This window comes from Arthrobacter sp. K5, assembly GCF_040448525.1.
Classification (GTDB): Bacteria; Actinomycetota; Actinomycetes; order Actinomycetales; family Micrococcaceae; genus Arthrobacter; species Arthrobacter globiformis.
On sequence record NZ_CP159279.1, the window covers coordinates 121751 to 147531 of the forward strand.

Below are 25781 nucleotides of genomic sequence, written 5' to 3' on the forward strand. Positions count from 1 at the left end.
ATGATTGAACTAACTGCGGCGGAAATCGCCGAAATCACCAACGGCCGGCTGCTTGCCGACCCCGACGTCACCCCGGGATCCGTGGTGACCGATTCGCGGGAGGCCGTTACCGGCTCCCTCTATGTCGCCAAACCGGGCGAAAGCGCAGACGGGCACAGCTTCGTTGGTGCGGCCTTTGGCCGCGGCGCGGTGCTGGCCCTCACTGAACGCGAAATCAAGGACGACGCCGGCCGGACCTACCCGTCGGTCGTTGTCGCGGATGCGGTGCTGGCCATGGGCGCCCTTGCGGCAGAGGCTGTCCGGCGGATCAGGCACCACCGCGAGGCCACCGGTGAGGCGCTGACGGTCATCGGCATCACCGGTTCGGCCGGTAAGACCACCACCAAGGACCTCCTCGCGGGTATCCTGTCGGCTGAAGCGCCGACCGTTGCACCCCAGGGTTCCTACAACGGAGAGGTCGGCGTGCCCCTCACGGTCTTCCAGACGGGCTTTGATACCCGGTTCCTGGTCATCGAAATGGGCGCCACGGGCATCGGACACATCCGCTACCTGGCCGACATGGTCCGGCCCGAAATCGGAGTGGTGCTCGGCGTGGGAACAGCCCACGCCGGGGAATTCGGTGGCGTGGAAAACATCGCCGCCGCCAAGGGCGAACTCGCCGAGGCGCTCCCCGCCGAAGGCACCGCCGTGCTGAACCTCGACGACTTGCGCGTTGCTCCCATGGCCGCGCGGACCCGGGCAACTGTCCTGGGCTTCTCCTCCCGTGATGCTGAGCCGGACGCTCCTGCCGTCCGGGCCGCCAACCTGGACACCAACGCCTCGGGCAACCCGGAGTTTGACCTCGAAGTGCCGGGGGAGCCCACGGTGAGGGTCACCAGCAAACTCATCGGCGAACACCATGTTGCGAACCTCCTCGCCGCAGCAGCGGCCGCGCACGCGGCAGGTGTGCCGGCTGACCGGATCGGCGCATCACTGAGTTCCCAGTCCGCGGCCAGCCGCTGGCGCATGGAGCGGACCGAACGGCCCGACGGCGTCACGGTCATCAACGACGCGTACAACGCCAACCCGGAATCCATGCGGGCTGCGCTGCGCACGCTGGCCGATCTGGGCCGCGGCCGCCGCACCTGGGCCGTGCTCGGGGCCATGCTGGAACTGGGCGACGATTCCATCCGCGAGCACACCGCCGTCGGCACGCAGGTGGTGCGGCTGAACATCTCCCGCCTCCTGGTGGTGGGCCGCGAAGCGCGTTCGCTGTACGTTTCCGCAGTGCAGGAGGGGTCCTGGGGCGATGAATGCATCTTCGCCGAGACCGTTGATGAAGCCTACGAACTGCTCCAGGAGCAGCTCGAACCCGGCGACCTGGTGCTCTTCAAGTCCTCCAACAGCGTGGGACTTCGCCATTTGGGCGATCGGATAGCATTACCCCCACATGCCACCCCCACATCTGCCAATGAAGGGAGCGAGCTGCTGTGATTGCACTTCTGATCGGCGCTGGCCTGGCCCTGCTGCTGGCACTGGTGGGTACGCCGCTGTTCATCCGGCTGTTGGTCCGCAAGAGCTATGGCCAGTTCATCCGCGATGACGGACCGACGTCGCACCACACCAAACGTGGCACGCCCACAATGGGTGGCACCGTGGTGGTGGGCGCGGTCCTGCTGAGCTACGGACTGACCCACCTGATCATGTGGCTCATGAACCCACGGTCGGCCGGGCCGTCCGCGTCGGCGCTGCTGCTGCTCTTCCTGATGGTGGGGATGGGCCTGGTGGGCTTCCTCGACGACTTCATCAAGATTTCCCGGCAGCGCAGCCTCGGCCTGAACGCCAAGGCCAAGCTCATCCTCCAGGCGGCCGTGGGCATCATCTTCGCCGTCATGGCCCTCTACTTCCCGGATCCCGACGGCCTCACCCCGGCCTCCACCAAAATCTCGCTGGTCCGTGACATCCCGTGGCTGGACCTCGCGTTCGGCGGCACCGTGCTTGGTGCCATCCTGTTCGTGCTGTGGTCAAACCTCATCGTCACGGCGGCGACGAACGGCGTAAACCTCACCGACGGCCTGGACGGGCTGGCCGCCGGCGCCGCGGTCATGGTGTTTGGCGCCTACACGCTGATGGGCATCTGGCAGAGCAACCAGGCCTGTGGCTCACCCCGCCAGGCGGGCAGCGGCTGCTATTCCGTCCGGGATCCCCTGGACCTCGCGCTTCTCGCAGCCATCATGAGCGCCGCGCTGGTGGGCTTCCTGTGGTGGAACACCTCACCGGCCAAGATCTTCATGGGTGACACCGGCTCCCTCGCGATCGGCGGCGCCATCGCCGGGTTCGCCATCCTGTCCCGCACCGAACTGCTGCTGGCCTTCATCGGCGGCTTGTTCGTCCTTATCACGCTCTCCGTCATCATCCAGGTGGGCTACTTCAAGGTGACCAAGGGCAAGCGCTTCTTCAAGATGGCACCCCTGCAGCACCACTTCGAACTCAAGGGCTGGGCGGAAGTCACCGTGGTGGTCCGGTTTTGGATCCTCGCCGGCCTGTTCGTCGCCGCGGGGCTTGGCATCTTCTACGCAGAATGGGTGGTCCTGCTGTGAACGGCTCCGAATCCCACAACATGACGGCGGGTCCGGCGGTAACCGGTCCGGCGCGGCTCAGCGGCCTGGTCAGCTGGGACTCCGACTGGACCGGGCTGCGCGTCGTAGTCACCGGGATCGGCGTCTCGGGCTTCGCCGCAGCGGACACGCTGATCGAACTCGGTGCCCGCGTGGTGGTGGTCGACGGCGCCACCACGGAAACAGCCCAGGCCAAGGCGGACACGCTGCGGATCGTGGGCGCGGCCGACGTTCTCCTGGGTGAGGATGCCGTCCGCACGCTGCCAAAGATCGACGGCCTGAAGCCGGACCTCGTGGTCACTTCGCCGGGCTGGCGCCCGGACCAGGCTTTGCTCGCGGCCGCCTCCCGCGCCCACATCCCGGTCTGGGGCGACGTCGAACTCGCCTGGCGACTGCGCGTCCGCGAAGGCCGGAAGACAGCTGACTGGCTCACCATCACCGGCACCAACGGCAAAACGACGACGGTCGGCCTGACCGAGTCCATGCTGCGGGCCGCTGGCCTGAAGGCGATCGCCGTGGGCAACGTCGGCACGCCGATCCTCGATGCCCTGCGTGACCCGGTGGAGTATGACGTCTTCGCGGTGGAACTCTCCAGCTTCCAGCTGCACTGGTCGGAGTCTGTCTCGGCAGTCGCCAGCGTCTGCCTCAACGTCGCTGAAGACCACGTGGACTGGCACGGCTCCTACGAGTCCTACCTCGCCGACAAGGCCAAGATCTACGAAAACACGCAGAAGGCCTGCATCTACAACGACGAGCAGATCGAAACCGAACGCATGGTGGAGGACGCGGACGTGGTGGAAGGCTGCCGCGCGGTGGCCTTCACCACCCTCACGCCCGCCATCAGCATGCTCGGCGTCGTGGAGGGCCTGCTCGTGGACCGGGCCTTCATCGCCGAACGCAAGGACAGCGCCGTGGAACTGGCGTCCATGTCCGACCTCGGCCCGGTGGCACCCCGCCACATGGTGGCCAACGCCCTGGCCGCCGCAGGCCTGGTGCGGGCCTACGGCGTCAGCCCTGAGCACGTGCGAGAAGGGCTGCAGGCCTACATCCCCGGAAGCCACCGCATCCAGCCGGTCGCCAAGCAGAACGGCGTTCTCTGGATCAACGACTCCAAAGCCACCAACCCGCACGCAGCCTCAGCCTCCCTGGCCGCGTTCGACCCGGTGGTGTGGATTGCCGGCGGCCTGTCCAAGGGCGTCAGCTACGACGACCTGGTCCGCGACCATGCGCGCCGCCTGAAGGCCGTGGTGCTGATTGGGAAGGACACAGCGTCGCTGGAAGAGTCCCTGCAGCGACACGCACCGGATGTCCCCGTCATCCGGCCGGCGGCAGGCCACACTGAAATTGTGCAGTCTGCCGGAACCGGGCATGACGCCGCACCGGATTCACCTGAAACCGGGGAGGCAGTGATGGCACGGGCCGTCGAATCGGCGGCGCAGCTCGCCGCATCGGGTGACACGGTGCTGATGGCTCCGGCTGCTGCATCCATGGATCAGTTCTCTTCCTATGCTCACCGTGGCGACGCCTTCATTGCAGCGGTCCGCGGGCTCGTGGAAGGGGAGGCCCGGACCGGCAAGGAGTAAGAATGGTCAGCACGCCCACACGTCCCGCGGCCACCCGGCAGCGGGCGGGGGAGAGCGGCCGGCTGCTCCGGTGGTACCGGCGCTTCTGGTCCGCGCTCGAGGGAAACGGCAAGTCGCGCAACGGCTCCACCTACTACCTCATCCTGGGCACCACGCTGGCCCTGACCGCCATCGGCATCATGATGGTGCTCTCGGCGTCCAGCGTGGAGGCCATCGCGGCCGGCGAGTCGCCCTACACGGCAGCCCTCAAACAGGGGCTGTTCGCCGGCATCGGCACCTTCTGCATGTTCATGCTGTCGCGGATCAACGTCGTATGGCTGAAGCGCCTTGCCTGGCCGGGCATCATCATCGCCTATGCCCTGCTGGGGCTCGTGCTGGTCATCGGCACCAGCGTCAACGGCAACAAGAACTGGATCGACATCGGCGGGTTCTTCACCCTGCAGCCGTCCGAGGCGGCCAAGCTTGCCCTTGCACTGTGGATGGCCACCGTGCTGGCCAAGAAGGCCTCCCTGCTGCACCAGTGGGGACACGCTGTGGTCCCCGTGGTTCCCATCGCCGGCGGGATCATCGGACTGGTCCTGATCGGAAACGACCTCGGCACCGGCATGATCATCATGCTCATCACGGCCGCCGCCCTGTTCTTCGCAGGCGTGCGCCTGTACCTGTTCGGGTTCGCGGCCGTGGGCCTCGGTGCCGTCATTGCGTTCATGGCCATGACCAGCTCCAACCGCGTCTGCCGCATCACCTCGTGGTGGACCGGCCAGAGCTGCGGCGACGGCATCGACGCCAACTACCAGTCCACCAACGGCCTTTACGGACTGGCATCGGGCGGCTGGTTCGGCGTGGGGCTCGGGCAGAGCCGGCAGAAATACAGCTGGATCCCCGAAGCCCACAACGACTTCATTTTCGCCATCATCGGTGAGGAACTCGGGCTGGTGGGGACCGTCGTCGTCCTTGTCCTTTTCGCCATCCTGGGCGCCGCCATCTACCGCGTGGTGGTGGCGCAGGAGGACCTGTTCCACCGGGTCCTGGCCGGCACCATCATGGTGTGGCTGCTGGGCCAGGGCACGGTCAACATGGCCGTGGTCACCGGCCTGATGCCGGTGATCGGCGTTCCCCTGCCGTTCATCTCCTACGGCGGCTCGGCGCTGCTGATGTCCCTCTGCGCGATCGGCGTAGTGTTGTCACTGGCCCGCGAACAGATGGCGCCCAATATCCGGCCCCGCAAACTGCTCGGCCCGTGGCGGTTGCCCGGGCGCAAGAAATCCCGTACGAAAGCGTAAACCAGCACCTGATGAAAACCGAGTCATTGTCCGTGGTCCTCGCCGGCGGCGGTACAGCAGGCCATATCAACCCGCTGCTGGCCATCGCTGCCGCCATCCGCGATGCCCGCCCCGATGCCCGCTTGCTCGCCGTCGGAACGGCCGCCGGTATGGAAACCAGGCTGGTCCCGGCCGCCGGGCTCGAACTGGCCACCATCGACCGCGTCCCGTTCCCGCGGAAGCCCTCCGCAGACCTGCTCCGCCTTCCGGGACGGCTTGCCGGCGCCGTGCGGCAGGCAGGGCGCATCCTCGACGACGCCGGCGCGAACGTCCTCGTGGGCGTGGGCGGCTACGTCTGCACGCCCATGTACCTCGCAGCCTGGCGGCGGAAGATCCCCATCGTTATCCACGAAGCCAACACCCGCCCGGGCCTGGCCAACCGGGTCGGAGCACGGCTGAGCCGGCACGTGGCCGTGGCCTTCGCCGGCACACCGCTGCCCCACGCCCGCCATGTGGGCATGCCCATGCGCCGCGAAGTTTCGGCGATGGTCAGGGCAACGGCGCGGAACGGCGCCCTGCGCAGCCTGGACCTGCAGCCCGGGAAGCCGGTGCTCATCGTCACCGGAGGCTCCTCGGGGGCGCAAAGCATCAACCGCACAGTGGCGGCGTCCCTCGAAGCGCTGTCCCGGGCCGGCGTCCAGACCATCCACATCACCGGCCGCGGCAAGTCCGTGGCTGACCCGGACGGAAATGCGCTGAGCGCCGACGGTTACCGGCAGCTTGAGTACGTGGACGGCATGGAGACTGTTTACGCGGCGGCTGACCTGCTGCTGGCCCGTGCCGGCGCGGCCACGGTGAGCGAGGTCGCCGCGGTAGGCGTTCCCGCGGTCTTCGTGCCGCTGCCGATCGGCAACGGCGAGCAGGCGCTGAACGCCCGCGGACTTGTGGATGCTGACGGCGCCCTCTTGGTGGCGGACAGGGACTTCACCCCCGAATGGGTCCGCACCAATCTCATCCCGCTGCTGACTGACCGCCCCCGCCTCGATGCGATGGCGGCTAACGCGGAAAACCTCGGCATCCGAAATGCCGACCAGCTCATGGCCGACCTAGTACTGGAAGCGGTATCCAAATGACCACCAACGCAGCACCCAGCCAGGAAGCACTCGGCCGCGTGCACTTTATTGGGATCGGGGGCGTGGGCATGTCCGCCGTCGCCAGGATCATGGTGGCGCGCGGGGTTCCCGTCAGCGGAACGGATGCTAAGGACCTGCCGGTCATGACGGAGCTCGCCGGGGCCGGCGCCCGGATCTGCGTGGGTTACGACGCCGCGAACCTCGGCGACGCCCAGACCGTCGTGGCAGGCTCGGCCATCCGCGCCGACAACCCCGAACTCGAGGCCGCGCGGGCCGCCGGGCTGCCCGTGCTGCACCGCTCCGAAGCCCTGGCCGCCACCATGGCCGACGACCTCGTGGTGACCGTGGCCGGTACCCACGGGAAGTCCACCACCACCTCCATGATCACTGTGCTGCTGCAGGGCGCCGGCCTGGACCCGTCGTTCGCGATCGGGGCCAATGTCCCGGCGCTTGGCGTCAACGCGGCGAACGGCAGCTCCAAGGTGTTTGTCGCCGAGGCGGATGAGTCCGACGGTTCGTTCCTGAACTACCGGCCGCAGATCGCCGTCGTCACCAACGTGGAACCGGACCACCTCGATCACTACGGCACCGCCGAAGCCGTTTACGAATCCTTCGACCGGTTCACGGAGCTGCTGCCCGCCGACGGCGTGCTGGTGGCCTGTGCGGACGACGCCGGCGCACACGCGCTGGCGCTGCGCACCCGTGAGCGGGGCAATACCCGTGTTGTCCTGTACGGCACCTCCGATGCCGCCGACCTGCGGCTCGACGACGGCGGCCCAGGCAGGGTGGCCATCATGACGGCGGGTGGCCGGTTCCCGCTGGCACTGCAGGTCCCCGGACGGCACAATGCACTGAACGCTGCCGCCGCCATGGCGGTGGCACTCGAGCTCGGCGTGGACGCCCAGGCCGCCGCCTCCGCCCTGGCGGGCTTCTCCGGCGCGTCCCGGCGGTTCGAGTACAAGGGGGAAGGCCGGGGCGTGCGGGTCTACGACGACTACGCGCACCATCCCACGGAAGTGCGGGCCGCCCTGGCGGCGGCTAGGTCCGTGGCCGGCGACCACAGGGTGCACGTCCTCTTCCAGCCGCACCTGTTCTCCCGCACCCGGGAGTTTGCCTCCGAGTTCGCCGACGCGCTCAAGGCCGCTGACACTGCCTTGGTGCTCGACATCTACCCGGCCCGCGAGGATCCCATCCCGGGCGTCACCAGCGCCCTCATCACCGAGCACCTCGGTTCTGGCGGCAGCCTGGTCGGAGCCGGGGATGAAGCCGTCGCCGTCCTGGCCGCGGCCGCGCAGCCGGGGGACATCATCCTCACTGCCGGCGCCGGGGACGTCACCGCTTACGGGCCGCTCATCGTGGAGACCCTCGGTGGCTAGCACCCGGCGCCCCACCTACAGGCCGGCCAAGCCCGCCAGCCGGGATGGTGCTGCCCGGGACGGTGCTGCCGGGCGGGACACAAGCGCCGGCGCGCCCGACGGCGGCAAACCGGCCGTGATCACCGCCTCCAAGGGCGTCCCGGAAGTTACCGCGCAGGAAAAGGCGCAGGCCAGCGCTCCGAAACGCAGCACGCCAAAGGCCGGCACGCCGAAACGCAGCACGCCAAAGACCAGCACGCCGAAGGGAAAAGCTTGGAAGCCCGGAACGCAGAAGCCGGAGACCACAAGTCCGGACGAGCCAGGGCAGGACAATGTGCTGGCGTTTCCCGAACCGCGGGGCCGGCGCATCAGGCGCAACCTCATCGTGGCGGTGTGTGTCACGGCTGCCCTCGTGGCGGGTCTCATCATCGCTGCCGTCTATTCCCCGGTGCTGGCGGTCCACAGCGTGAGCGTCACAGGCACCAAGCTCCTCAAGCCGGCCCAGGTGCAGGCGGCGCTCAAGCCGCTTCTGGGCACGCCGTTGCCGCAGGTCAGCGACGACGAGGTCACCTCGCTGCTCAAGCCGCTCGTCCAGATCAAATCCGTCACCACCCAGGCCCACCCGCCGTCGGTGCTCGTGGTGCAGGTCCAGGAACGCGTCCCCGTTGCCCTCGTGAAGCGCGGCAACGAGTACATGCTCGTGGACGTCGACGGCGTGCGGCTCAGCACCACGGCGGACCCCACCTCCGTGAAGCTGCCGGTGATCGACGGCGGCGCCGGCACGATCGGCAAGGACCTGTTCCAGGCCACGGCCGAGGTCCTCGGCGCGCTTCCGGCCAATGTGCTGGCCAAGCTCTCCAACGCCTCCGCCAAATCCGTGGACGCGGTGGAGCTGAAGCTGCTGGACGGCCAGACCGTCATCTGGGGCAATGCGGGGGAGAAGGAGCTCAAGGCCCGGGTACTCGAGGCGCTGCTCAAGGTACCGGCGGATCCTGCGAACCCGGTCAACACCTATGACGTGAGCGTGCCGCGGCATCCGGTGACGCGGTGAACCGCTGTATTTCTCGGGGATTAGGACGACACGCGGTGGCGGTTATTGAATGTAGCCAGCATAGGAAATAGCGTCACAGACGTGAGTTACTTGACATAACTATAACCTTCAACTGGAAGGTTAAGGTTCAGGGCTTCAAGCTCGACTCCATCAGTTTTCGCAATAGGACACTAACAAGGGACACGTAACGTGGCAGCTCCGCAGAATTACTTGGCCGTCATCAAGGTCGTCGGCATCGGCGGCGGTGGCGTGAACGCAGTCAACCGCATGATCGAGGTGGGTCTCCGCGGTGTCGAATTCATAGCTATTAACACCGACGCCCAGGCTCTGCTGATGAGTGATGCCGACGTTAAGCTCGACGTCGGACGGGAACTGACGCGCGGGCTGGGTGCCGGGGCCAACCCGGAGGTCGGCAAGCAGGCTGCCGAGGACCACGCCGACGAAATCGAGGAAGTCCTCCGCGGTGCCGACATGGTCTTCGTGACCGCAGGTGAAGGCGGTGGCACCGGAACCGGCGGCGCACCGGTTGTTGCCCGCATTGCGCGCTCCCTTGGCGCCCTGACCATCGGTGTGGTCACCCGTCCGTTCACCTTCGAGGGCCGCCGCCGCGCAGGCTCCGCCGAGGCGGGCATCGACGCCCTCCGCGACGAGGTGGACACGCTGATCGTGATCCCCAACGACCGCCTGCTGTCCATCAGCGACCGCAACGTCTCCGTCCTGGACGCTTTCCGCTCCGCTGACCAGGTCCTGCTGTCCGGTGTCCAGGGCATCACGGACCTCATCACCACGCCGGGCCTGATCAACCTTGACTTCGCCGACGTGAAATCTGTCATGCAGGGCGCGGGCTCGGCCCTGATGGGCATCGGCTCCGCCCGCGGCGAAGACCGCGCGGTCAAGGCAGCCGAGCTGGCCATCGCCTCCCCGCTGCTGGAAGCCAGCATCGACGGCGCCCACGGTGTCCTGCTGTCCATCCAGGGCGGCTCCGACCTCGGCCTGTTCGAGATCAACGAGGCTGCGCGCCTGGTGCAGGAAGTTGCCCACCCCGAAGCCAACATCATCTTCGGCGCGGTCATCGACGACGCCCTGGGCGACGAAGCCCGTGTCACCGTCATCGCTGCAGGCTTCGACGACGTCAAGGCCACCTCGCCGTCCATGGACCAGTCGCAGCCGCAGGCTGCCCCGCAGCGCCCCGCCGTCCCGGCGGCCGCCCCGCAGAGCCAGCCGTCCGCGGGCAGCCAGCAGGTCCACGTCCAGCCCGTGCACGCCGGTGTAGGTGCCGCAGGCCTCAGCATGTGGGGGCAGCAGCGCCCGTCAGCGGTCCCCGCTGACTCGGGGTTCGACGTCGACCTTCCGTCTGTAGTTGAGCCCGACCTCACCGGCAGCCGGTCTGACGACCTGGACGTTCCCGATTTCCTGAAGTAGGAGGCAGCCGGGCGGATATCCGCCCGGCTGCTGTCCCGTTTCCTCACCTGATAGCCGGAGTTCCGATTGTTTTTGTGGCGTGCTGAAGTGCAGCCTGGCGTGTCCGTGGCGTTCACCGACACGAATGCCGGCAACCTTGCCCTGCACGTGGGCGACGATGCTGCCGCGGTGCTTCGCCGCAGGGCCCAGCTGGAGCACGCCGCTGGGGTCGCCCCCCGCACGTTCCAGTACATGAACCAGGTTCACGGCAACGAAGTGTCCCTTGTCGTTGAATCCCGCACAGCTGCTGAATCCGGCACAGTTGCTGAATCGGGAGCAGCTGCTGAATCCGGCACAGTTGCTGAATCGGGAGCAGCTGCTGAATCCGGTGCATGTGTTCCGCAGGCGCCGACAGCGGATGCGCTGGTGTCCCTCGGCGGGCCACTCGCGGTGATGGTGGCGGACTGCATCCCGCTGGTCCTGGTGGGCGCCGGGGCTTCCGGTCCCGTGCTGGCTGCCGTGCATGCAGGGCGCCCGGGACTGTTCTCCGGGGTCATTCCGGCTGCGGTGGAACAGATGCGCGCCTCCGGTGCCGAGGATATCCGTGCCTGGCTGGGCCCGTCCGTCTGCGGCAACTGCTACGAGGTGCCCGCCGAACTCCGCGACGAGGTCGCCGCCCTCCTTCCGGCCACATGGTCAACCACAACATGGGGAACGCCGGCGCTCGACCTGCCCGGCGGTGCCGCCAGCCAGCTCGACGCCCTCGGCGTTCCCATCGAGTACCGGGGGCCCTGCACGCTTGAAAACGAATCCTTGTTTTCCTACCGCCGCGACTCCCGGTCAGGCAGATTCGCCGGACTGGTGTGGACCCATGACTGACAGTCCGGCATCCGGGGACGCCCGGACGGAACAGCTGCGGGCGCGCCTCGGCGCCGTCCGGCAGCGCATCGGCCGCGCCGCCGCGGCTGCCGGCCGCGGTGAAAACCCGCCGCGCCTGATAGTGGTCAGCAAGTTCCATCCGGCCGACGACGTCCGCCGGCTGGCAGCGCTTGGCGTCAAGGATTTCGGCGAGAACCGGGACCAGGAGGCCTCCGCCAAAGCCGGGGAACTCGAGGCCCTTGACCTCACCTGGCACTTCGTGGGCCAGCTTCAGAGCAAGAAGTCCAAGACCGTGGTCCGGTACGCGTCAGCCGTGCATTCGGTGGACCGCTCCCAGCTCGTGGCGGCTCTGGAACGGGCCATGGCCGGCCAGCAGGAGCTGACCGGCCGGGCGGACCTGGACTGTTTCATCCAGGTGAGCCTGGAAGAAGACGCCGGTGCACACCGCGGCGGGGCTGCGCCCGAGGAGGTGCCGCAGCTTGCGGAGCAGCTCGAGGCCGCGGACGGCCTTCGTCTGGCGGGTGTCATGGCGGTGGCGCCGCTGGGGGCGGATCCTGACCGGGCTTTTGAGAAACTGCTGGGGATTTCAACCGGTCTGCAGCGGGATTTCCCCGGCGCCACGGGGATTTCCGCCGGCATGAGCCAGGATCTGGAGGCTGCCGTCCGATTCGGTGCGACACACCTCCGAATTGGCTCAGATATTCTCGGTTCGCGCCCGGCCGTGCGGTAGCGTCTGTCGTATTGGAAGTGAATGGCGGGGATTTCCAATGCTGTCTTGACCTTTGGGCGGCCCGCTTACGGACACGATTAGGAGTCGACCATGGCTGGCGCTCTGCGCAAGACAATGATCTATCTTGGGCTCGCCGACGGCGATGAACACTACGAGTCTGAGCTTTCCACCCAGCAAAAGGATGAGGACAACTCAATGGAGCATGACCGTGAAGAGCGCCGCGCGCCGGCGCCGCTCCGAGAGGTCACCCGTGAAGCGCCACCAGCTGCCGAAGAGGAATACCGCGCACCCGTGACACCCATCAAGCGTGCGGCATCGAGCCGCGAAGAGACCACCGGACTGCGGCAGATCACCACGATCCACCCTCGCTCCTACAACGACGCCAAGCTCATCGGCGAAAGCTTCCGTGACGGTATCCCCGTCATCATGAACGTGACGGACATGGGGGAGGCGGACGCGAAGCGCCTTGTCGACTTTTCCGCCGGCCTCGTCTTCGGTCTGCGCGGAAGCATCGAGCGCGTGACGAACAAGGTTTTCCTGCTGTCGCCCTCGTATGTCGAAGTCATCGGAGATGACAAGAAAGCCAGCGAGTCGACCGCCAGCTTCTTCAACCAAAGCTAATAAACGGCTCTCCGGATGCCAGGCAGGTGCGCACCTGCCTGGCATCCGTGCTGAAATAGGGGAGCAGCACAATCTGGCAGGAATCCCAGGGCATGGAAGTGTCCGCGACGAACATGGAGACAATGGGTTAGCTCATGGGAATACTATTCGGGCTCGTCTACATCGTTTTGCTGTTCATTTTTGTCGCGTTGATTGTCCGCCTCGTGTATGACTGGGTTCAGATGTTCGCCCGGGAGTGGCGTCCCCGAGGGGTAGCATTGGTGGCGGCTCATGCGGTCTACTCGGTGACCGATCCGCCGCTGAAGGTTCTTCGGCGCCTCATACCGCCGCTGCGGCTGGGCGGCGTCTCGCTGGACCTTGGGTTTCTGGTGCTGTTCATCGGCCTGAGCATTGCCATGGCGATCACCAAGTCATTTGCATAACTTCATATCAGCTTGCCCGCGCCGGGGCCGATCCGCACGGATCCCCGGGCGCAGAAAACCTTTTGTTTGACGCCACGGTGTTGAATTAGAGGAACCAGACCATATTTAGGTACCGTAGTTTTGACGGCCGGAAGGCCTCCTGACGAACTAGACCAACGAGGTGACCAGATGGCTTTGACGCCAGAAGACGTTGTCAACAAGCGCTTTCAGCCGACCAAGTTCCGCGAAGGCTATGACCAGGACGAAGTTGACGACTTCCTGGACGAGATCGTCGTTGAACTGCGGCGCCTGAACCAGGAGAACGAAGAACTTCGCAAGAAGCTGGCCGAAGGCGGGTCCGGATCGCCGGCTGCCACCTCCGCCGTCGCCCCTGTCGTCGAGAAGGTTCCCGCGCCGTCCAAGTCCGAGAAGGACGAAGCGCGTGCGAAGGCCGAAGCTGAGGCCAAGGCCGCCGAAGCTGCCAAGAAGAAGGAAGCCGAGCAGGCCGCACCGGTTGCAGCCGCGGCACCCGCCGTCACCAGCAGCAATGTCTCCGAGTCCGCTGCTGGCCTGCTGGCCATGGCACAGCAGATGCACGACCGCCACGTGTCCGAGGGTCAGCAGCAGCGCGACAAGATCATCGCAGAGGCACAGATCGAAGCCAGCAGCCTCGTCAACGACGCACAGGAGAAGTCCCGCAAGATCCTGGGCGCCCTGGAGCAGCAGCGTTCCGTCCTCGAGCGCAAGGTGGAGCAGCTGCGCGGCTTCGAACGCGACTATCGCTCACGCCTGAAGGCCTACATCGAGGGCCAGCTGCGCGACCTGGACGCCCGTGGTTCCGTTGCCGCCCCTGAGGTCGGCGAAAGCAGCAGCGCCGCCGTTTAGCACGTATTCTGAAGGCCGGTGGCTGAGGATTCCTCGGCCACCGGCTTTTGCCATTAACGACGGTTCCCGAATGAAAGCACCATGACAGACGACCTTGCCGCTGACGCAGCGCACCCAGCTTCATCATCACCGCGGCCACGGCGCGCCGTCCTGTTGTCCGTGTTCGCCGGACTGGCAGTTTTCGCCTACGTCTTCGACCAGCTCACCAAACTGTGGGTTACCAGCACCATGGTGGAGGGCGAACGGATTCCCGTGCTGCCCCCGCTGCTGCACTGGTACTACATCCGGAACTCCGGCGCGGCGTTCTCCATTGGGGAGAACGTGACCTGGGTGTTCACGATCATCATGGTGGTGGTTGCCGCCGCCATCCTGTTCCAGCTGCGCAAGCTCGGTTCCGCGTGGTGGGCGCTGGCGCTGGGGCTGCTGTTCGGCGGCGCCCTGGGGAACCTGACAGACCGGCTGTTCCGGGACCCGTCGTTCGGAATGGGGCACGTTGTGGACTTCATCCAGCTGCCCAACTTTGCGATCTTCAACATCGCCGACTCCGCCGTCGTGTCATCCGTGGTCATCATCTGCCTGCTGACCCTGCGGGGGATTGCCCTTGACGGGTCGCACCACAGCGTCGAAAAGCGGGACGGGACCGGCGATGTCTGAGCGGGTGGTGGTGCCCGAGGAGCTGGACGGGACACGTGTGGACGCCGGCCTGGCCAAGCTGATGGGCATGTCCCGTTCGTCCGCCGCAACGCTGATAGCCGAAGGCAACGTCGTCAGCGGCGGCAAACCGGTGGGCAAGTCCGCCAAACTCGCGTCCGGCGCCGTGCTGCACGTGACGGTCCCTGAGCGCCGGGACCCCCTTGAAGTCGTGGAGGAAGTTGTGGAAGGCCTGAAGATCCTGCTGGATGACGACGACTTTGTGGTGGTCGACAAGCCGGTGGGGGTCGCGGCACACCCGTCCCCGGGATGGGTAGGGCCCACCGTCGTCGGCGGACTCGCCGGGGCCGGCTACCGCATCTCCACTTCCGGCTCCGCCGAGCGCGCCGGCATCGTCCACCGCCTCGACGTCGGAACCTCCGGGGTCATGGTGGTGGCCAAGACGGAACCCGCCTACACCGCCCTCAAGCGGGCGTTCAAGGAACGCACCGTGGACAAGGTCTACCACGCGGTGGTCCAGGGCCTGCCGGACCCGCTGCAGGGCACCATCGACGCCCCGATCGGCCGGCATCCCGGCCACGACTGGCGCTTCGCCGTCATCGAGGACGGCCGGCCATCTGTGACGCACTACGAGGTCCTCGAAGCGTTCGGCAAGGCCACCCTGGTGGAGGTGCACCTGGAGACCGGCCGGACCCACCAGATCAGGGTCCATTTCGCCGCGCTCCGCCATCCCTGTGCAGGAGACCTCACCTACGGGGCCGACCCGCGGCTCGCCGCGACCCTCGGGCTCACCCGGCAGTGGCTGCACGCACGTGAACTGGGCTTTGACCACCCGCGCACCGGGGAACGCGTCACCGTGACCAGCGAATACCCAGAGGACCTGGCCTACGCCCTGGAAGTCCTGGGCACCGGCAAGGCCTGAGCCTGCGGCACGCCGGCATTAATTGTCAGGGGGTCGGCACTAGAATGGTCCGGTGACTTCCAGCAATGACTCGTTCGTACATCTCCACACCCACACCGAGTACTCGATGCTGGACGGCGCCGCCAGGCTCGGGGAACTGTTCGATGAAACGGAGCGGCTGGGGATGCCCGCCCTGGCGACCACCGACCACGGCTACCTCTTCGGTGCCTTCGACTTTTGGCGGAAGGCCACCGACAAGGGCATCAAGCCCATCATTGGCGTGGAAGCCTATGTGACTCCCGGGACCGCGCGCGGCGACAAGTCCCGCGTCCGCTGGGGCGACGAGAGCCAGCGCAAGGACGACGTCTCCGGCGGTGGCTCCTACACCCACATGACCCTGCTGAGCTACAACAACGTGGGCATGCGGAACCTGTTCCGTGCCTCCTCGATCGCCTCCCTGGACTCAGTCTTCGGCAAGTGGCCCCGGCTGGACCGGGAGCTGCTGAACACCTACTCCGAAGGGCTTATCGCCACCACCGGCTGCCCCTCGGGCGAGGTCCAGACCCGGCTGCGGCTCGGCCAGTACCGCGAAGCGCTGGAAGCCGCTGCGGAGTTCCGGGACATCTTCGGTGCGGAGAACTACTTCTGCGAACTCATGGACCACGGGCTGGACATTGAACGCCGGGTCACCGGTGACCTCCTGCGGCTGGCCAAGGAGCTGAACCTCCCGCTCGTTGCCACCAACGACCTCCACTACACCCACGAGCATGACGCCAAGGCGCACGAGGCCCTGCTGGCCATCCAGTCCGGCTCCACCCTGCTCGAACCCACGTACGACAACGGCGGCTCCCGGTTCGCGTTCTCCGGCAGCGGCTACTACCTGAAGTCGCCGCGGGAAATGCGCGAGCTGTTCCGCGACCACCCCGAGGCGTGCGACAACACCCTCCTGATCGCGGAGCGGTGCGAGGTGTCCTTCAACACCGGGGCCAACTACATGCCCCGGTTCCCCTGCCCCGAGGGCGAGGACGAAACGTCCTGGCTGGTCAAGGAGGTCGACAAGGGGCTCCATTACCGCTACCCCCAGGGCATCCCGGACAAGGTCCGCAAGCAGGCTGATTACGAGCTGGAAGTCATCACCTCGATGGGCTTCCCGGGCTACTTCCTGGTGGTGGCCGACTTCATCAACTGGGCCAAGAACAACGGCATCCGGGTGGGCCCGGGACGTGGCTCGGGTGCAGGCTCCATGGTGGCCTACGCCATGCGCATCACCGACCTTGATCCGCTGCACCACGGCCTGATCTTCGAGCGTTTCCTGAACCCCGACCGTGTCTCCATGCCTGACTTCGACGTCGACTTCGATGACCGGCGCCGCCCGGAGGTCATTGACTATGTGACCCGCAAATACGGCGACGAACGCGTGGCCATGATCGTCACGTACGGCACCATCAAGACCAAGCAGGCCCTCAAGGACTCCTCGCGCGTGCTCGGCTACCCCTTCAGCATGGGTGAACAGCTGACCAAGGCACTGCCGCCGGCCGTGATGGCGAAGGATATCCCGCTTGCCGACATTCAGAACAAGGACGCCAAGCGCTACAGCGAGGCGGGGGACTTCCGGCAGCTGATCAGCACGGACCCCGAGGCTGCCAAGGTGTTCGAGACCGCACTGGGCATTGAGGGCCTGAAGCGGCAGTGGGGCGTGCACGCGGCCGGCGTGATCATGTCCTCGGACCCCATCATCGACGTCATTCCGATCATGCGCCGCTTCCAGGACGGCCAGGTCATCACCCAGTTCGACTATCCGACGTCCGAAGGCCTCGGCCTGATCAAGATGGACTTCCTCGGGCTGCGAAACCTGACGATCATTTCCGATGCGCTGGAAAACATCAAGATGAACCGCGGCGTCGACCTGGACCTCGAAACGCTGGAGCTGGACGACGCGGCATCCTACGAGCTGCTGGCCCGCGGTGACACGCTGGGCGTTTTCCAGCTCGACGGCGGCCCCATGCGGTCCCTGCTCAAACTCATGAAGCCTGACAACTTCGAAGACATCTCCGCCGTACTGGCGCTGTACCGCCCGGGGCCCATGGGCGCCAACGCGCACACCGACTACGCGCTGCGCAAGAACGGGATCCAGGAAGTCATCCCCATCCACCCGGAACTCGAGGAACCCCTCAAGGAGATCCTCGGCGGCACGTTCGGCCTCATCGTGTACCAGGAGCAGGTTATGGCCGTGGCGCAGAAGCTCGCCGGCTATTCCCTGGGCCAGGCAGACATCCTGCGCCGCGCCATGGGTAAGAAGAAGAAGTCCGAGCTGGATAAGCAGTTTGCCGGTTTCTCGCAGGGCATGCAGGACAACGGCTACTCCATGGAGGCCGTCAAGACCCTGTGGGACATCCTGCTGCCCTTCTCCGACTACGCCTTCAACAAGGCCCACTCGGCCGCGTACGGCGTGATCTCGTACTGGACGGCGTACCTGAAGGCGCACTACGCACCCGAGTACATGGCCGCGCTGCTGACCTCGGTCGGCGACGACAAGGACAAGTCCGCGATCTACCTCAACGAATGCCGTCGCATGGGCATCACGGTGCTGCCGCCGGACGTCAACGAGTCCGCGCTGAACTTCACCCCGGTGGGGGAGGACATCCGCTTCGGCATGGGCGCCATCCGCAACGTCGGCGTCAACGTGGTGGAGGCCATGGTGGCCGCGCGCGAAAAAGAAGGCGCCTACAGTTCGTTCAAGGACTACCTCATGAAGGTCCCTGCCGTGGTGTGCAACAAGCGCACCATCGAATCGCTGATCAAGGCCGGAGCCTTTGACTCGCTGGGCCACCACCGCCGCGCGCTGGCGATGGTCCACGAAGAAGCCATCGACTCCGTCATTACCCTCAAGCGCAACGAGGCCATCGGCCAGTTCGATCTCTTTGCCGGCTTCGACGAGGCCGAGTCCGAGTCGTCGCTCAGCATCGAGATCCCCGACCTGCCGGAATGGGAGAAGAAGGACAAGCTCGCATTCGAGCGGGACATGCTGGGCCTGTACGTCTCAGACCACCCGCTGCAGGGCCTGGAGGGTGTCCTCAGCCAGCACGCCGACCAGTCCATCACCTCGATCATCGCGGAGGACGGGCCGCACGACGGCGCCATCGTCACCATCGCGGGCATGATCACCTCACTGAGCCGCCGGATCGCCAAGGCCAGCGGCAACGCCTATGCCCGGGCGGAGATCGAGGACCTCGGCGGTTCCATGGAGGTCATGTTCTTCGGCCAGGTCTACGGGCCGATTGCCTCGGTTCTCGCCGAGGACCTGATCGTGGTGGTCAAGGGCCGGCTGCAGCGGCGCGACGACGGTGCCGTGACCCTGAACTGCATGGAGCTCTCCGTCCCGGACCTCAGCCAGGGCACCAACGGACCGCTGGTGATCACCATGCCCACGCACAAGGCCACCGAGGCCGTGGTCACGGAACTGGGCGACGTGCTGCGCAACCACCGCGGCAACTCCGAGGTCCGGGTGAACCTGCAGGGCGACAGCCGGATCGAGGTCATGGCGCTGCCCGTGCACCTGCGCGTGAATCCGAACCCGTCACTCTTCGGGGACCTGAAGGTGCTGCTGGGCCCGGCCTGCCTGGACGCCTAGATTTCGTAGTCCAGCGGAACGGGCTGCCCGTAGGTCCCGGAGTGGTACAGCAGCGGTGAACCGTCCTCGCCAACCTGCCCTTCCACCACTTCGACCACCACGACGGCGTTGTTCTCGAACGACAGGCGCATCTGGATCTTGCCGATCAGCCAGCCGGAGACGTCCTTGAGCACCGGGACGTCATAGGGTCCGTGGGCCCAGTGGTCGCCGGAGAAGCGTTCTTTGGTGCGGGCGAACCGGTCGGCCAGCTCCTGGTTCTCGAGCCCCAGCATGTGCACGCCGATATACGCGGTGTTGGCCACCGCCGGCCACGAGCTGGAACTGCGGGCCATATTGAAAGTGAAGCGCGGCGGTTTGGCGGAAAGCGAGGCAACGGAGGTGGCCGTGAAGCCGTAGGGGACCCCGTCATAGTTCACGGTGATGATGGCCACGCCTGCTGCGTGCCGGCGGAACATCTCTTTGAACGTGCCCTCGAAGGCGCCATCATCTGAGGTCACTGGAATCGATCTCCCTGCTGCATCCGTGCCGATTGAGTCTCTAGTACAAGACTATGGGGCTTCCGGGCGGATGGGGCATTCACTTGGCCCGCAGGCACGTGGTGCTGAATGCCGGCCAACATTTGTTAACGTTTCTTCATGACCCAGCCTGCATCCCTCCCTCCTGTCCGCCCCTCTGACGGGGCCCAGGGCGCCCGGCGGCGGCCCGGCAAGGGCTGGGCGTGGGCGGCTGGGATCATCGGTGCCGGCATCCCGGCCGGGCTCCTTTGGTGGCTGCTTGCCCCGGGCGGGCAAAACCTCGTTTCGGGAAACTCGACGCTCTCCTCCGGGACAAACACCGCGGGCTGGCTGCCCCGGGACCTGGTGCTGGCAGGACTGTTTGTCCTTGCGGGCTGCCTGGTGGCTGTGCTGTTGTCCGGCCGCCGTGACGGCGGGACGCGGCGGATGCTGCTGCTGTCCGTCGCGGCCAGCGCCGCGGCGGCTGTCCTGGCGTGGCAGACCGGCGTTCTGGCGGGCCTCTGGCTGGGCGGTCCGCAGGACACGTCGGCGAACGCGAGCGTGGCCTTCTCACTGCGGTCCCTGACAGTCCTTGTCCTATGGCCCGCGGCTGTCGCTGCCGGCTTCTTCGTGCTGCGCATCATCGGCCTCCTGCGGGCCTCCGTAGACCAGGATGTGAACCAGCAGCTGGAGGGTAACAGCGGCGACGGCCGCGCGTGGCAGTAGGGAGCGGCGGTAACAGACGTCAGGGTGCGCGGCCGCGGCGCGTAAAATGTACGGGTGACCACTTCTCCGGACAGCGCTGAGCCCTCGAATATCCAGGTTCCCTCGAATTCCCAGGCGCCCTCGAAATCCCAGGTACGCGCGAACACCCCCGCCGTCGACTTCCGCACCGTTGACTTGCGGGGCCGCAGTCTCAGCCTGGCCGAACTCCGCGGGGCGGTGCCCCGGGCTCGGCAGCAGACAGTTGCCGACGCCGAGCAGAAGGTGGGCGACATCATCACGGCCGTCCGACAGCGAGGCTTCGCCGCACTGTCGGACTTCGCCCTGGCGTTCGACGGCGTTGAGCAGGCGCATCCGCGCGTTCCGGCGGCGGCACTCCGGTCAGCGCTGGACGGCCTGGACCCGGCTGTTCGTTCGGCGCTTAAAGAGTCCATCAGCCGCGCGCGCCGGTTCGCCGACGGGCAGCGCCCGGCCGACGTCGACATCTCCCTGGGCGACGGCGCAGTGGTGAGCCAGAAGTGGGTGCCCGTGGCACGCGTGGGCCTGTACGTCCCGGGCGGCCTGGCGGTCTACCCGTCCTCGGTGATCATGAACGTGGTTCCGGCGCTGGCCGCAGGGGTGGAGTCGATCGCACTCGCCTCGCCGCCGCAGAAGGACTTTGGCGGTCTCCCGCACCCCACCATCCTGGCCGCTGCGGCGCTGCTGGGAATTGACGAGGTGTATGCCATCGGCGGAGCCCAGGCCATCGCCGCCTTCGCCTATGGTGTGCCGGGCGAAGCGGGAACTCCCGCACTGGAACCCGTCGACGTGGTGACCGGGCCGGGCAATATCTTCGTGGCCACGGCCAAGCGCCTCGTCAAGGGAGTTGTGGGGATCGACTCCGAGGCCGGCACCACGGAGATTGCCATCCTCGCTGACTCCACGGCCCGCCCGGCGTACGTTGCCGCGGACCTGATCAGCCAGGCCGAACACGATCCGAAAGCCGCCTCTGTCCTGATCACGGATTCCGTCCAGCTCGCCGCGGACGTCCGCGAGGAACTGGAACTGCAGGCTGCATCCACCAAGCACAGCCAGCGCGTGCGCGAGGCACTGTCCGGCCCGCAGTCCGGCGTCGTGCTCGTGGACGACCTCGACCAGGGCATCGCGGCGTGTGACGCCTACGCCGCCGAACACCTGGAGATCATGACCGCGGACGCCCCTGCGGTGGCAGCGCGGATCCGGAACGCGGGCGCCATTTTCGTCGGTGACTACAGCCCCGTGAGCCTCGGCGACTACTGCGCCGGTTCCAACCACGTGCTTCCCACGAGCGGCACGGCGGCCTTTTCGTCCGGGCTGAACGTGACCACGTTCCTGCGCGCCATCCAGGTGATCAACTACTCGGAGGCGGCGCTGGGGCAGGTCAGCGGCCACATCGTCAGCCTGTCCGGCGCGGAGGACCTCCCGGCGCACGGCGACGCGGTCACGGTCCGGTTCCAAGGCGCCCGCTAACCACTACATGTAGTAGCCACCCACTACATGTAGTAATTACAGGCTTGTTATTCGGCCATATGTAGCCGTAAACTGGGAGCCGAAGGAAGCTTCGGCCAAAGTACGGAAGGGTAGGGAAAAACGTGTACTGTCCGTTTTGCCGCAACCCTGATTCACGCGTTGTGGACAGCCGCATGGCCGACGACGGCTCCGCCATCCGCCGCCGCCGGCAGTGTCCCGAGTGCGGCCGCCGCTTCACTACCGTGGAAACCACCAGCCTGTCCGTGATCAAGCGCTCCGGCGTGGGCGAGCCCTTCAGCCGCAGCAAAGTCATCAACGGCGTCCGCAAGGCCTGCCAGGGCCGGCCCGTCAGTGAGGACGACCTCGCGATGCTGGCGCAGGAAGTCGAGGAGAACATCCGGGCTTCCGGTGCGGCGGAAATCGACGCCCACGAGGTTGGCCTGATCATCCTCGGACCGCTGCAGAAGCTGGACAAGGTGGCGTACCTCCGGTTCGCCAGCGTCTACCAGGCCTTTGAATCACTCGAGGATTTCGAATCCGCCATTGCGCTGCTCCGGCACGAGTCCGACGTCGACGCCAAAGAGGCGGCGGCCCCCGGAACCGACAGCAAGGGCTCTGACGGCAAGGGCTCCGAGCCCAAGAACACCGTAGAGAAGAACGCCGCAGAAAAGAACACCGCGAAGAGTACGCTCTAAAGTCTCCGGTGGCGGCAGCGGAGGGGAAGCCGCAGCCGCCACCGGCTCCAGTGCAAAACGCCGAAGGCGGCAGACCCCGTGTCTGCCGCCTTCGGCGTTTCTGCGGGCCGCGTTGACCGCGGCCCGCCCGGGTTTATTTAGCCAGTTCGTGCTTGACGGCGATCTCCAGGGCCGCGCCCACGATGCCGGCCTCGTTCTTCAGCTCAGCGGGGACAATCGGGGTGCGCAGCTTCAGGCGCGGCAGGTACTCGTCGGCGCGCTTGGAGATGCCGCCGCCGACGATGAAGAGCTCGGGGGAGAACAGGAATTCGACGTGGGAGAAGTAACGCTGCAGCAGGACGCTGTACTCCTCCCAGCTGAGGCCGTCCCGTTCGCGGGCCACAGCAGAGGCCTTGCTTTCGGCGTCGAAGCCGTCGATCTCCAGGTGGCCGAGTTCGGCGTTGGGCACGAGGTGGCCGTTGAAGATGAACGCGGACCCGATGCCGGTGCCGAGGGTGATGACCAGGACGGTGCCGCCGATTCCGGCGCCCGCACCGTACCGGGCTTCGGCCAGGCCGGCCGCGTCGGCGTCATTGATGACCTCCACGGGGCGGCCCAGGCGGGCCGTGAGCAGTGCATCAATATCCGTGTTGAGCCAGCTCTTGTCCACGTTGGCGGCCGAGTGGACCACGCCGTGCTGGATGATGCCGGGAAACGTCACGCCGATGGGGCTGTCAGCCTCGGGTGCGTCGGGACGTGCCGAGAGTTCCTCCACGACCTTGGCCACCACCTCGACCACCGCTTCCGGCGTGGCCGGCTGCGGGGTCGCCAGGCGGAAGCGGTCGCCGATCAGTTTGCCCTTCTTCAGGTCGACGATGCCGCCCTTGATTCCGGTTCCGCCGATGTCGATGCCGATCAGCGGGGCGTTCTTGCGGGTCTTTTCGTCCTTCTTGGCCAATGGGATTCCGTTCGTGGCAGGGTAGGGGCTCGGGCTGGGCAAGGGTGACTTGCCGGAATGACGCGGGCGGTTGGCTGGCGTCAGGGAAGGGTCAGGATCTCGGCACCGGATTCAGTGACGAGGAGCGTGTGTTCGAACTGCGCGGTGCGCTTGCGGTCCCTGGTGACCACAGTCCAGTCGTCGGCCCACATGTCCCACTCGATGGCGCCGAGGGTCAGCATGGGCTCGATGGTGAACACCATGCCAGGCTCAATCACGGTGTTGTACGCCGGCGCGGCATCGTAATGCGGGATGATCAGCCCGGTGTGGAAGGCCTCGCCCACACCGTGTCCGGTGAAGTCGCGGACCACGCCGTAGCCGAAGCGCCTGGCGTAGGACTCGATGGCGCGGCCGATCACGTTGATTTGGCGTCCGGGGGCCACGGCCTTGATGGCGCGGTTGAGGGACTCCTGGGTCCGCTCGACCAGCAGCCGCGACTCCTCGTCAACGTCGCCCACCAGGAAGGTGTAATTGGTGTCGCCGTGGACCCCGCCGATGAAGGCGGTGATGTCAATGTTGAGGATGTCGCCGTCCTGCACCACCGTGCTGTCCGGGATGCCGTGGCAGATGACCTCATTCAGCGACGAGCACAGGGACTTGGGAAAGCCGCGGTACCCCAGCGTGGACGGGTAGGCGTCGTGGTCCAACAGGAACTCGTGGCCGATGCGGTCCAACTCGTCGGTGGTGATGCCCGGCCGGACGTGCTTGCCCACCTCCACGATGGCCTGCGCGGCGATCTTGCTGGCCACACGGATCTTCTCGATGGTTTCCGGTGATTTGACCTCTGACCCGGTGAATTTGGCCGGACCTGGCTTGCCGACATACTCCGGCCGCGGAATCGACGCGGGAACCTGCCGCTGCGGGCTGATGGTCCCCGGGGTAAGCGTGCCGGTGGGTGCGGTCGAGGCTAAGGAAGGCATAGATTGATCATATAAGGCAGCACAGAACGCCATGTAAATTAATGCGCCCGGCGGCTACCGTTGGGGGTTACGTTACGCGGATCACGGCGGCTGTGTGCCGTTAGCCGGAAAGCGAGGAAGACCGATGCCCGAGTACTGGTACAACGTCAAGACCCACATGGTGGAGGAAGACGCGATGTCGGACTGGACCCAGCTGATCGGTCCCTACAAGACCCGGGAAGAGGCGGAGCACGCACTCGAGAAGGTCAAGGCGCGCAACGAAACCTGGGAAAAGGGCGACGACGACTGACCCTCCGCTCCCAATGCCAGGCAGCGCTTCCGGAAGGCAAGCGCCGGTTTAGAACGAACGGGTTTAGAACGAATGCTCCGGTCCGGGAAACTGTCCGGACCGGACGTCGTCGCCGTAGGCCTTGGCGGCGTCGCTGAGGGCGGTCCGGAGGTCCGCGTACTGCTTGACGAATTTGGCCATCCTGCCGCCGCGGAGCCCGGCCATGTCCTGCCAGACCAGAACCTGCCCCGTGGTGGCATTGCCTGCGCCGATGCCGATGGTGGGCACCGAAATGGCAGCGTCCACGGCTTTTGCCGTCTCCGCGGGAACCATTTCCATGAGCACGCAGAACGCGCCAGCCTCGGCCAGCGCCGCGGCGTCGTCGACAAGCCGCGCGGCGTCGTCGCCCCGGCCCTGCACGCGGTAGCCGCCCAGGGAATGCTCACTCTGGGGTGTGAAGCCGATGTGGCCCATGACCGGAATGCCGGCCTGGACCATCGCCCTCACGGTTTCGGCGTAGAACTTGCCGCCCTCGAGCTTCACTGCGTGCGCCAGGCCTTCCTTGAGGAAGCGCACGCCGGTGGCCACTGCCTGCTGGGGTGAAACCTCGTAGCTGCCGAAGGGGAGGTCCGCCACCACCAGGGCGCGCTTCGCGGAGCGGGTGACCGCCCGGCACAGCGGCAGCAGCTCATCGACGGTGACGGGCAGGCTGGTTTCGTTGCCAAAGACGTTGTTGGATGCGGAGTCGCCCACCAGGAGGACTTCGATGCCTGCCTCGTCGAAGATCTCTGCCGTGTACTGGTCATACGCCGTAAGCATGGCGAAGTGTTCGCCGCTGGTCTTGGCCTGCTGCAGGTGGTGGGTGCGGATCCGGGGGAGCGGCTTCCGGGCGGGTTCCGACGGCGGCGCTGCTGCTGCCGTGGGGCCGTTCCCATAGGGTGCAGGTACTTCAGCGGACGTGCGTGGATCGGGACTGCTGCTTGAGGCCATGGCAAGAGCGTAGTCCGGGACGCGCCGTGCTAGCCACCGGCCGCCAGGGGATGCCGGGTGATTCGCGTCATAGCGGGTTTGCCCGGGCGGGCCTGCCCGGCCTCCGTTTGAGTGTTAACGCTGTGTTACGCGGCGCAGCCGCGCCA

24 protein-coding genes are annotated in these 25781 nt (G+C 66.5%); 20 read left to right on the forward strand and 4 right to left on the reverse strand.

The features are described 5' to 3' along the window. The 16 genes from murF (at window position 1) to dnaE (ending at window position 19081) form a co-directional block, all read left to right on the forward strand. Window positions 1-1473: a UDP-N-acetylmuramoyl-tripeptide--D-alanyl-D-alanine ligase gene (gene murF, locus ABRP34_RS00540; protein ID WP_353711859.1), complete on the forward strand. Its 1473-nt coding sequence runs from the start codon at window positions 1-3 to the stop codon at window positions 1471-1473. After that, on the forward strand, window positions 1470-2579 hold the full coding sequence (gene mraY, locus ABRP34_RS00545; protein ID WP_003801757.1) for a phospho-N-acetylmuramoyl-pentapeptide-transferase: 1110 nt from the start codon (window positions 1470-1472) through the stop codon (window positions 2577-2579). Before murF ends, mraY begins: the two co-directional genes overlap by 4 nt. 20 nt (window positions 2580-2599) lie before the next feature. Next, a complete protein-coding gene (murD, locus tag ABRP34_RS00550; RefSeq protein WP_353713278.1) occupies window positions 2600-4180 on the forward strand; it encodes a UDP-N-acetylmuramoyl-L-alanine--D-glutamate ligase in 1581 nt (526 codons plus the stop codon). A gap of 2 nt (window positions 4181-4182) precedes the next feature. Continuing rightward, complete coding sequence (gene ftsW, locus ABRP34_RS00555) at window positions 4183-5463, forward strand: putative lipid II flippase FtsW (RefSeq protein ID WP_003801750.1); 1281 nt, start codon at window positions 4183-4185, stop codon at window positions 5461-5463. Window positions 5464-5474: 11 nt separating this feature from the next. Continuing rightward, entirely contained in the window at window positions 5475-6575 is a 1101-nt protein-coding gene (gene murG / locus ABRP34_RS00560) for an undecaprenyldiphospho-muramoylpentapeptide beta-N-acetylglucosaminyltransferase (RefSeq protein ID WP_353711860.1), read from the forward strand. Further along, a complete protein-coding gene (gene murC, locus ABRP34_RS00565) occupies window positions 6572-7951 on the forward strand; it encodes a UDP-N-acetylmuramate--L-alanine ligase (RefSeq protein WP_353711861.1) in 1380 nt (459 codons plus the stop codon). The genes murG and murC overlap by 4 nt, the downstream gene beginning before the upstream one ends. Beyond that, window positions 7944-8981, forward strand: a complete 1038-nt coding sequence (locus ABRP34_RS00570) for a cell division protein FtsQ/DivIB (protein WP_353711862.1) — start codon at window positions 7944-7946, stop codon at window positions 8979-8981. Before murC ends, ABRP34_RS00570 begins: the two co-directional genes overlap by 8 nt. Window positions 8982-9170: 189 nt before the next feature. Further along, window positions 9171-10403, forward strand: coding sequence for a cell division protein FtsZ (gene ftsZ, locus ABRP34_RS00575; RefSeq protein WP_353711863.1), 1233 nt, complete (start codon window positions 9171-9173; stop codon window positions 10401-10403). Between the two features lie 66 nt (window positions 10404-10469). Then, window positions 10470-11261 carry a polyphenol oxidase family protein gene (locus tag ABRP34_RS00580; protein WP_353711864.1) on the forward strand — a complete coding sequence of 264 codons (792 nt, stop codon included), beginning with the start codon at window positions 10470-10472 and terminating at the stop codon, window positions 11259-11261. Beyond that, window positions 11254-11991, forward strand: a complete 738-nt coding sequence (locus ABRP34_RS00585; protein WP_353711865.1) for a YggS family pyridoxal phosphate-dependent enzyme — start codon at window positions 11254-11256, stop codon at window positions 11989-11991. Before ABRP34_RS00580 ends, ABRP34_RS00585 begins: the two co-directional genes overlap by 8 nt. A gap of 90 nt (window positions 11992-12081) precedes the next feature. Continuing rightward, complete coding sequence (gene sepF, locus ABRP34_RS00590; protein ID WP_003801742.1) at window positions 12082-12612, forward strand: cell division protein SepF; 531 nt, start codon at window positions 12082-12084, stop codon at window positions 12610-12612. Window positions 12613-12746: 134 nt separating this feature from the next. Continuing rightward, window positions 12747-13034 carry a YggT family protein gene (locus ABRP34_RS00595; RefSeq protein WP_003801741.1) on the forward strand — a complete coding sequence of 96 codons (288 nt, stop codon included), beginning with the start codon at window positions 12747-12749 and terminating at the stop codon, window positions 13032-13034. A gap of 168 nt (window positions 13035-13202) precedes the next feature. Further along, window positions 13203-13898 (forward strand): DivIVA domain-containing protein, encoded by a 696-nt coding sequence (locus ABRP34_RS00600; RefSeq protein WP_353711866.1) that lies wholly within the window; start codon window positions 13203-13205, stop codon window positions 13896-13898. A gap of 81 nt (window positions 13899-13979) precedes the next feature. Then, the gene (lspA, locus tag ABRP34_RS00605) at window positions 13980-14552 is read left to right on the forward strand and encodes a signal peptidase II (RefSeq protein ID WP_353711867.1); all 573 of its coding nucleotides are present in this window, start codon (window positions 13980-13982) and stop codon (window positions 14550-14552) included. Next, the gene (locus ABRP34_RS00610) at window positions 14545-15471 is read left to right on the forward strand and encodes an RluA family pseudouridine synthase (RefSeq protein ID WP_353711868.1); all 927 of its coding nucleotides are present in this window, start codon (window positions 14545-14547) and stop codon (window positions 15469-15471) included. Before lspA ends, ABRP34_RS00610 begins: the two co-directional genes overlap by 8 nt. A 52-nt stretch (window positions 15472-15523) precedes the next feature. Beyond that, window positions 15524-19081, forward strand: coding sequence for a DNA polymerase III subunit alpha (gene dnaE, locus ABRP34_RS00615; protein WP_003801735.1), 3558 nt, complete (start codon window positions 15524-15526; stop codon window positions 19079-19081). On the opposite strand, the gene ABRP34_RS00620 is transcribed toward dnaE, so the two are convergent. Then, complete coding sequence (locus ABRP34_RS00620) at window positions 19078-19536, reverse strand: flavin reductase family protein (protein ID WP_175304981.1); 459 nt, start codon at window positions 19534-19536, stop codon at window positions 19078-19080. The two genes, dnaE and ABRP34_RS00620, sit on opposite strands and share 4 nt — an antisense overlap. A gap of 180 nt (window positions 19537-19716) precedes the next feature. Here ABRP34_RS00620 and ABRP34_RS00625 point away from each other — a divergent pair, with 180 nt between their 5' ends. From ABRP34_RS00625 to nrdR, 3 genes are all read left to right on the forward strand, one after another. Continuing rightward, window positions 19717-20301, forward strand: coding sequence for a hypothetical protein (locus ABRP34_RS00625; RefSeq protein WP_353711869.1), 585 nt, complete (start codon window positions 19717-19719; stop codon window positions 20299-20301). 90 nt (window positions 20302-20391) lie between these two features. Then, window positions 20392-21786 carry a histidinol dehydrogenase gene (gene hisD / locus ABRP34_RS00630; RefSeq protein WP_353713279.1) on the forward strand — a complete coding sequence of 465 codons (1395 nt, stop codon included), beginning with the start codon at window positions 20392-20394 and terminating at the stop codon, window positions 21784-21786. A 122-nt stretch (window positions 21787-21908) separates the two neighbouring features. Beyond that, complete coding sequence (gene nrdR / locus ABRP34_RS00635) at window positions 21909-22481, forward strand: transcriptional regulator NrdR (protein ID WP_353711870.1); 573 nt, start codon at window positions 21909-21911, stop codon at window positions 22479-22481. 133 nt (window positions 22482-22614) lie between these two features. On the opposite strand, the gene ppgK is transcribed toward nrdR, so the two are convergent. Together ppgK and map are read right to left on the reverse strand one after the other, a co-directional pair. Next, window positions 22615-23418 (reverse strand): polyphosphate--glucose phosphotransferase, encoded by an 804-nt coding sequence (ppgK, locus tag ABRP34_RS00640; RefSeq protein ID WP_003801723.1) that lies wholly within the window; start codon window positions 23416-23418, stop codon window positions 22615-22617. A gap of 80 nt (window positions 23419-23498) precedes the next feature. Then, entirely contained in the window at window positions 23499-24377 is an 879-nt protein-coding gene (gene map / locus ABRP34_RS00645; protein WP_003801721.1) for a type I methionyl aminopeptidase, read from the reverse strand. A 124-nt stretch (window positions 24378-24501) separates the two neighbouring features. Between map and ABRP34_RS00650 the strand changes: the two genes are divergently transcribed. Further along, window positions 24502-24666 carry an SPOR domain-containing protein gene (locus ABRP34_RS00650; protein ID WP_003801719.1) on the forward strand — a complete coding sequence of 55 codons (165 nt, stop codon included), beginning with the start codon at window positions 24502-24504 and terminating at the stop codon, window positions 24664-24666. A 63-nt stretch (window positions 24667-24729) separates the two neighbouring features. Here ABRP34_RS00650 and panB read toward each other — a convergent pair whose 3' ends face one another. After that, the gene (panB, locus tag ABRP34_RS00655) at window positions 24730-25635 is read right to left on the reverse strand and encodes a 3-methyl-2-oxobutanoate hydroxymethyltransferase (protein WP_003801716.1); all 906 of its coding nucleotides are present in this window, start codon (window positions 25633-25635) and stop codon (window positions 24730-24732) included. Window positions 25636-25781: the final 146 nt, after the last annotated feature.

What these genes read in the sequence shown, in the direction of transcription:
- murF (WP_353711859.1), top strand. Translation starts at nt 1, where the DNA reads ATGATTGAACTAACTGCGGCGGAAATCGCCGAAATCACCAACGGCCGG.
- murD (WP_353713278.1), top strand. Translation starts at nt 2,600, where the DNA reads ATGACGGCGGGTCCGGCGGTAACCGGTCCGGCGCGGCTCAGCGGCCTG.
- ftsW (WP_003801750.1), top strand. Translation starts at nt 4,183, where the DNA reads ATGGTCAGCACGCCCACACGTCCCGCGGCCACCCGGCAGCGGGCGGGG.
- murG (WP_353711860.1), top strand. Translation starts at nt 5,475, where the DNA reads ATGAAAACCGAGTCATTGTCCGTGGTCCTCGCCGGCGGCGGTACAGCA.
- murC (WP_353711861.1), top strand. Translation starts at nt 6,572, where the DNA reads ATGACCACCAACGCAGCACCCAGCCAGGAAGCACTCGGCCGCGTGCAC.
- ABRP34_RS00585 (WP_353711865.1), top strand. Translation starts at nt 11,254, where the DNA reads ATGACTGACAGTCCGGCATCCGGGGACGCCCGGACGGAACAGCTGCGG.
- sepF (WP_003801742.1), top strand. Translation starts at nt 12,082, where the DNA reads ATGGCTGGCGCTCTGCGCAAGACAATGATCTATCTTGGGCTCGCCGAC.
- ABRP34_RS00595 (WP_003801741.1), top strand. Translation starts at nt 12,747, where the DNA reads ATGGGAATACTATTCGGGCTCGTCTACATCGTTTTGCTGTTCATTTTT.
- ABRP34_RS00600 (WP_353711866.1), top strand. Translation starts at nt 13,203, where the DNA reads ATGGCTTTGACGCCAGAAGACGTTGTCAACAAGCGCTTTCAGCCGACC.
- lspA (WP_353711867.1), top strand. Translation starts at nt 13,980, where the DNA reads ATGACAGACGACCTTGCCGCTGACGCAGCGCACCCAGCTTCATCATCA.
- ABRP34_RS00610 (WP_353711868.1), top strand. Translation starts at nt 14,545, where the DNA reads ATGTCTGAGCGGGTGGTGGTGCCCGAGGAGCTGGACGGGACACGTGTG.
- ABRP34_RS00620 (WP_175304981.1), bottom strand. Translation starts at nt 19,536, where the DNA reads ATGTTCCGCCGGCACGCAGCAGGCGTGGCCATCATCACCGTGAACTAT.
- ABRP34_RS00625 (WP_353711869.1), top strand. Translation starts at nt 19,717, where the DNA reads ATGACCCAGCCTGCATCCCTCCCTCCTGTCCGCCCCTCTGACGGGGCC.
- map (WP_003801721.1), bottom strand. Translation starts at nt 24,377, where the DNA reads ATGCCTTCCTTAGCCTCGACCGCACCCACCGGCACGCTTACCCCGGGG.
- ABRP34_RS00650 (WP_003801719.1), top strand. Translation starts at nt 24,502, where the DNA reads ATGCCCGAGTACTGGTACAACGTCAAGACCCACATGGTGGAGGAAGAC.
- panB (WP_003801716.1), bottom strand. Translation starts at nt 25,635, where the DNA reads ATGGCCTCAAGCAGCAGTCCCGATCCACGCACGTCCGCTGAAGTACCT.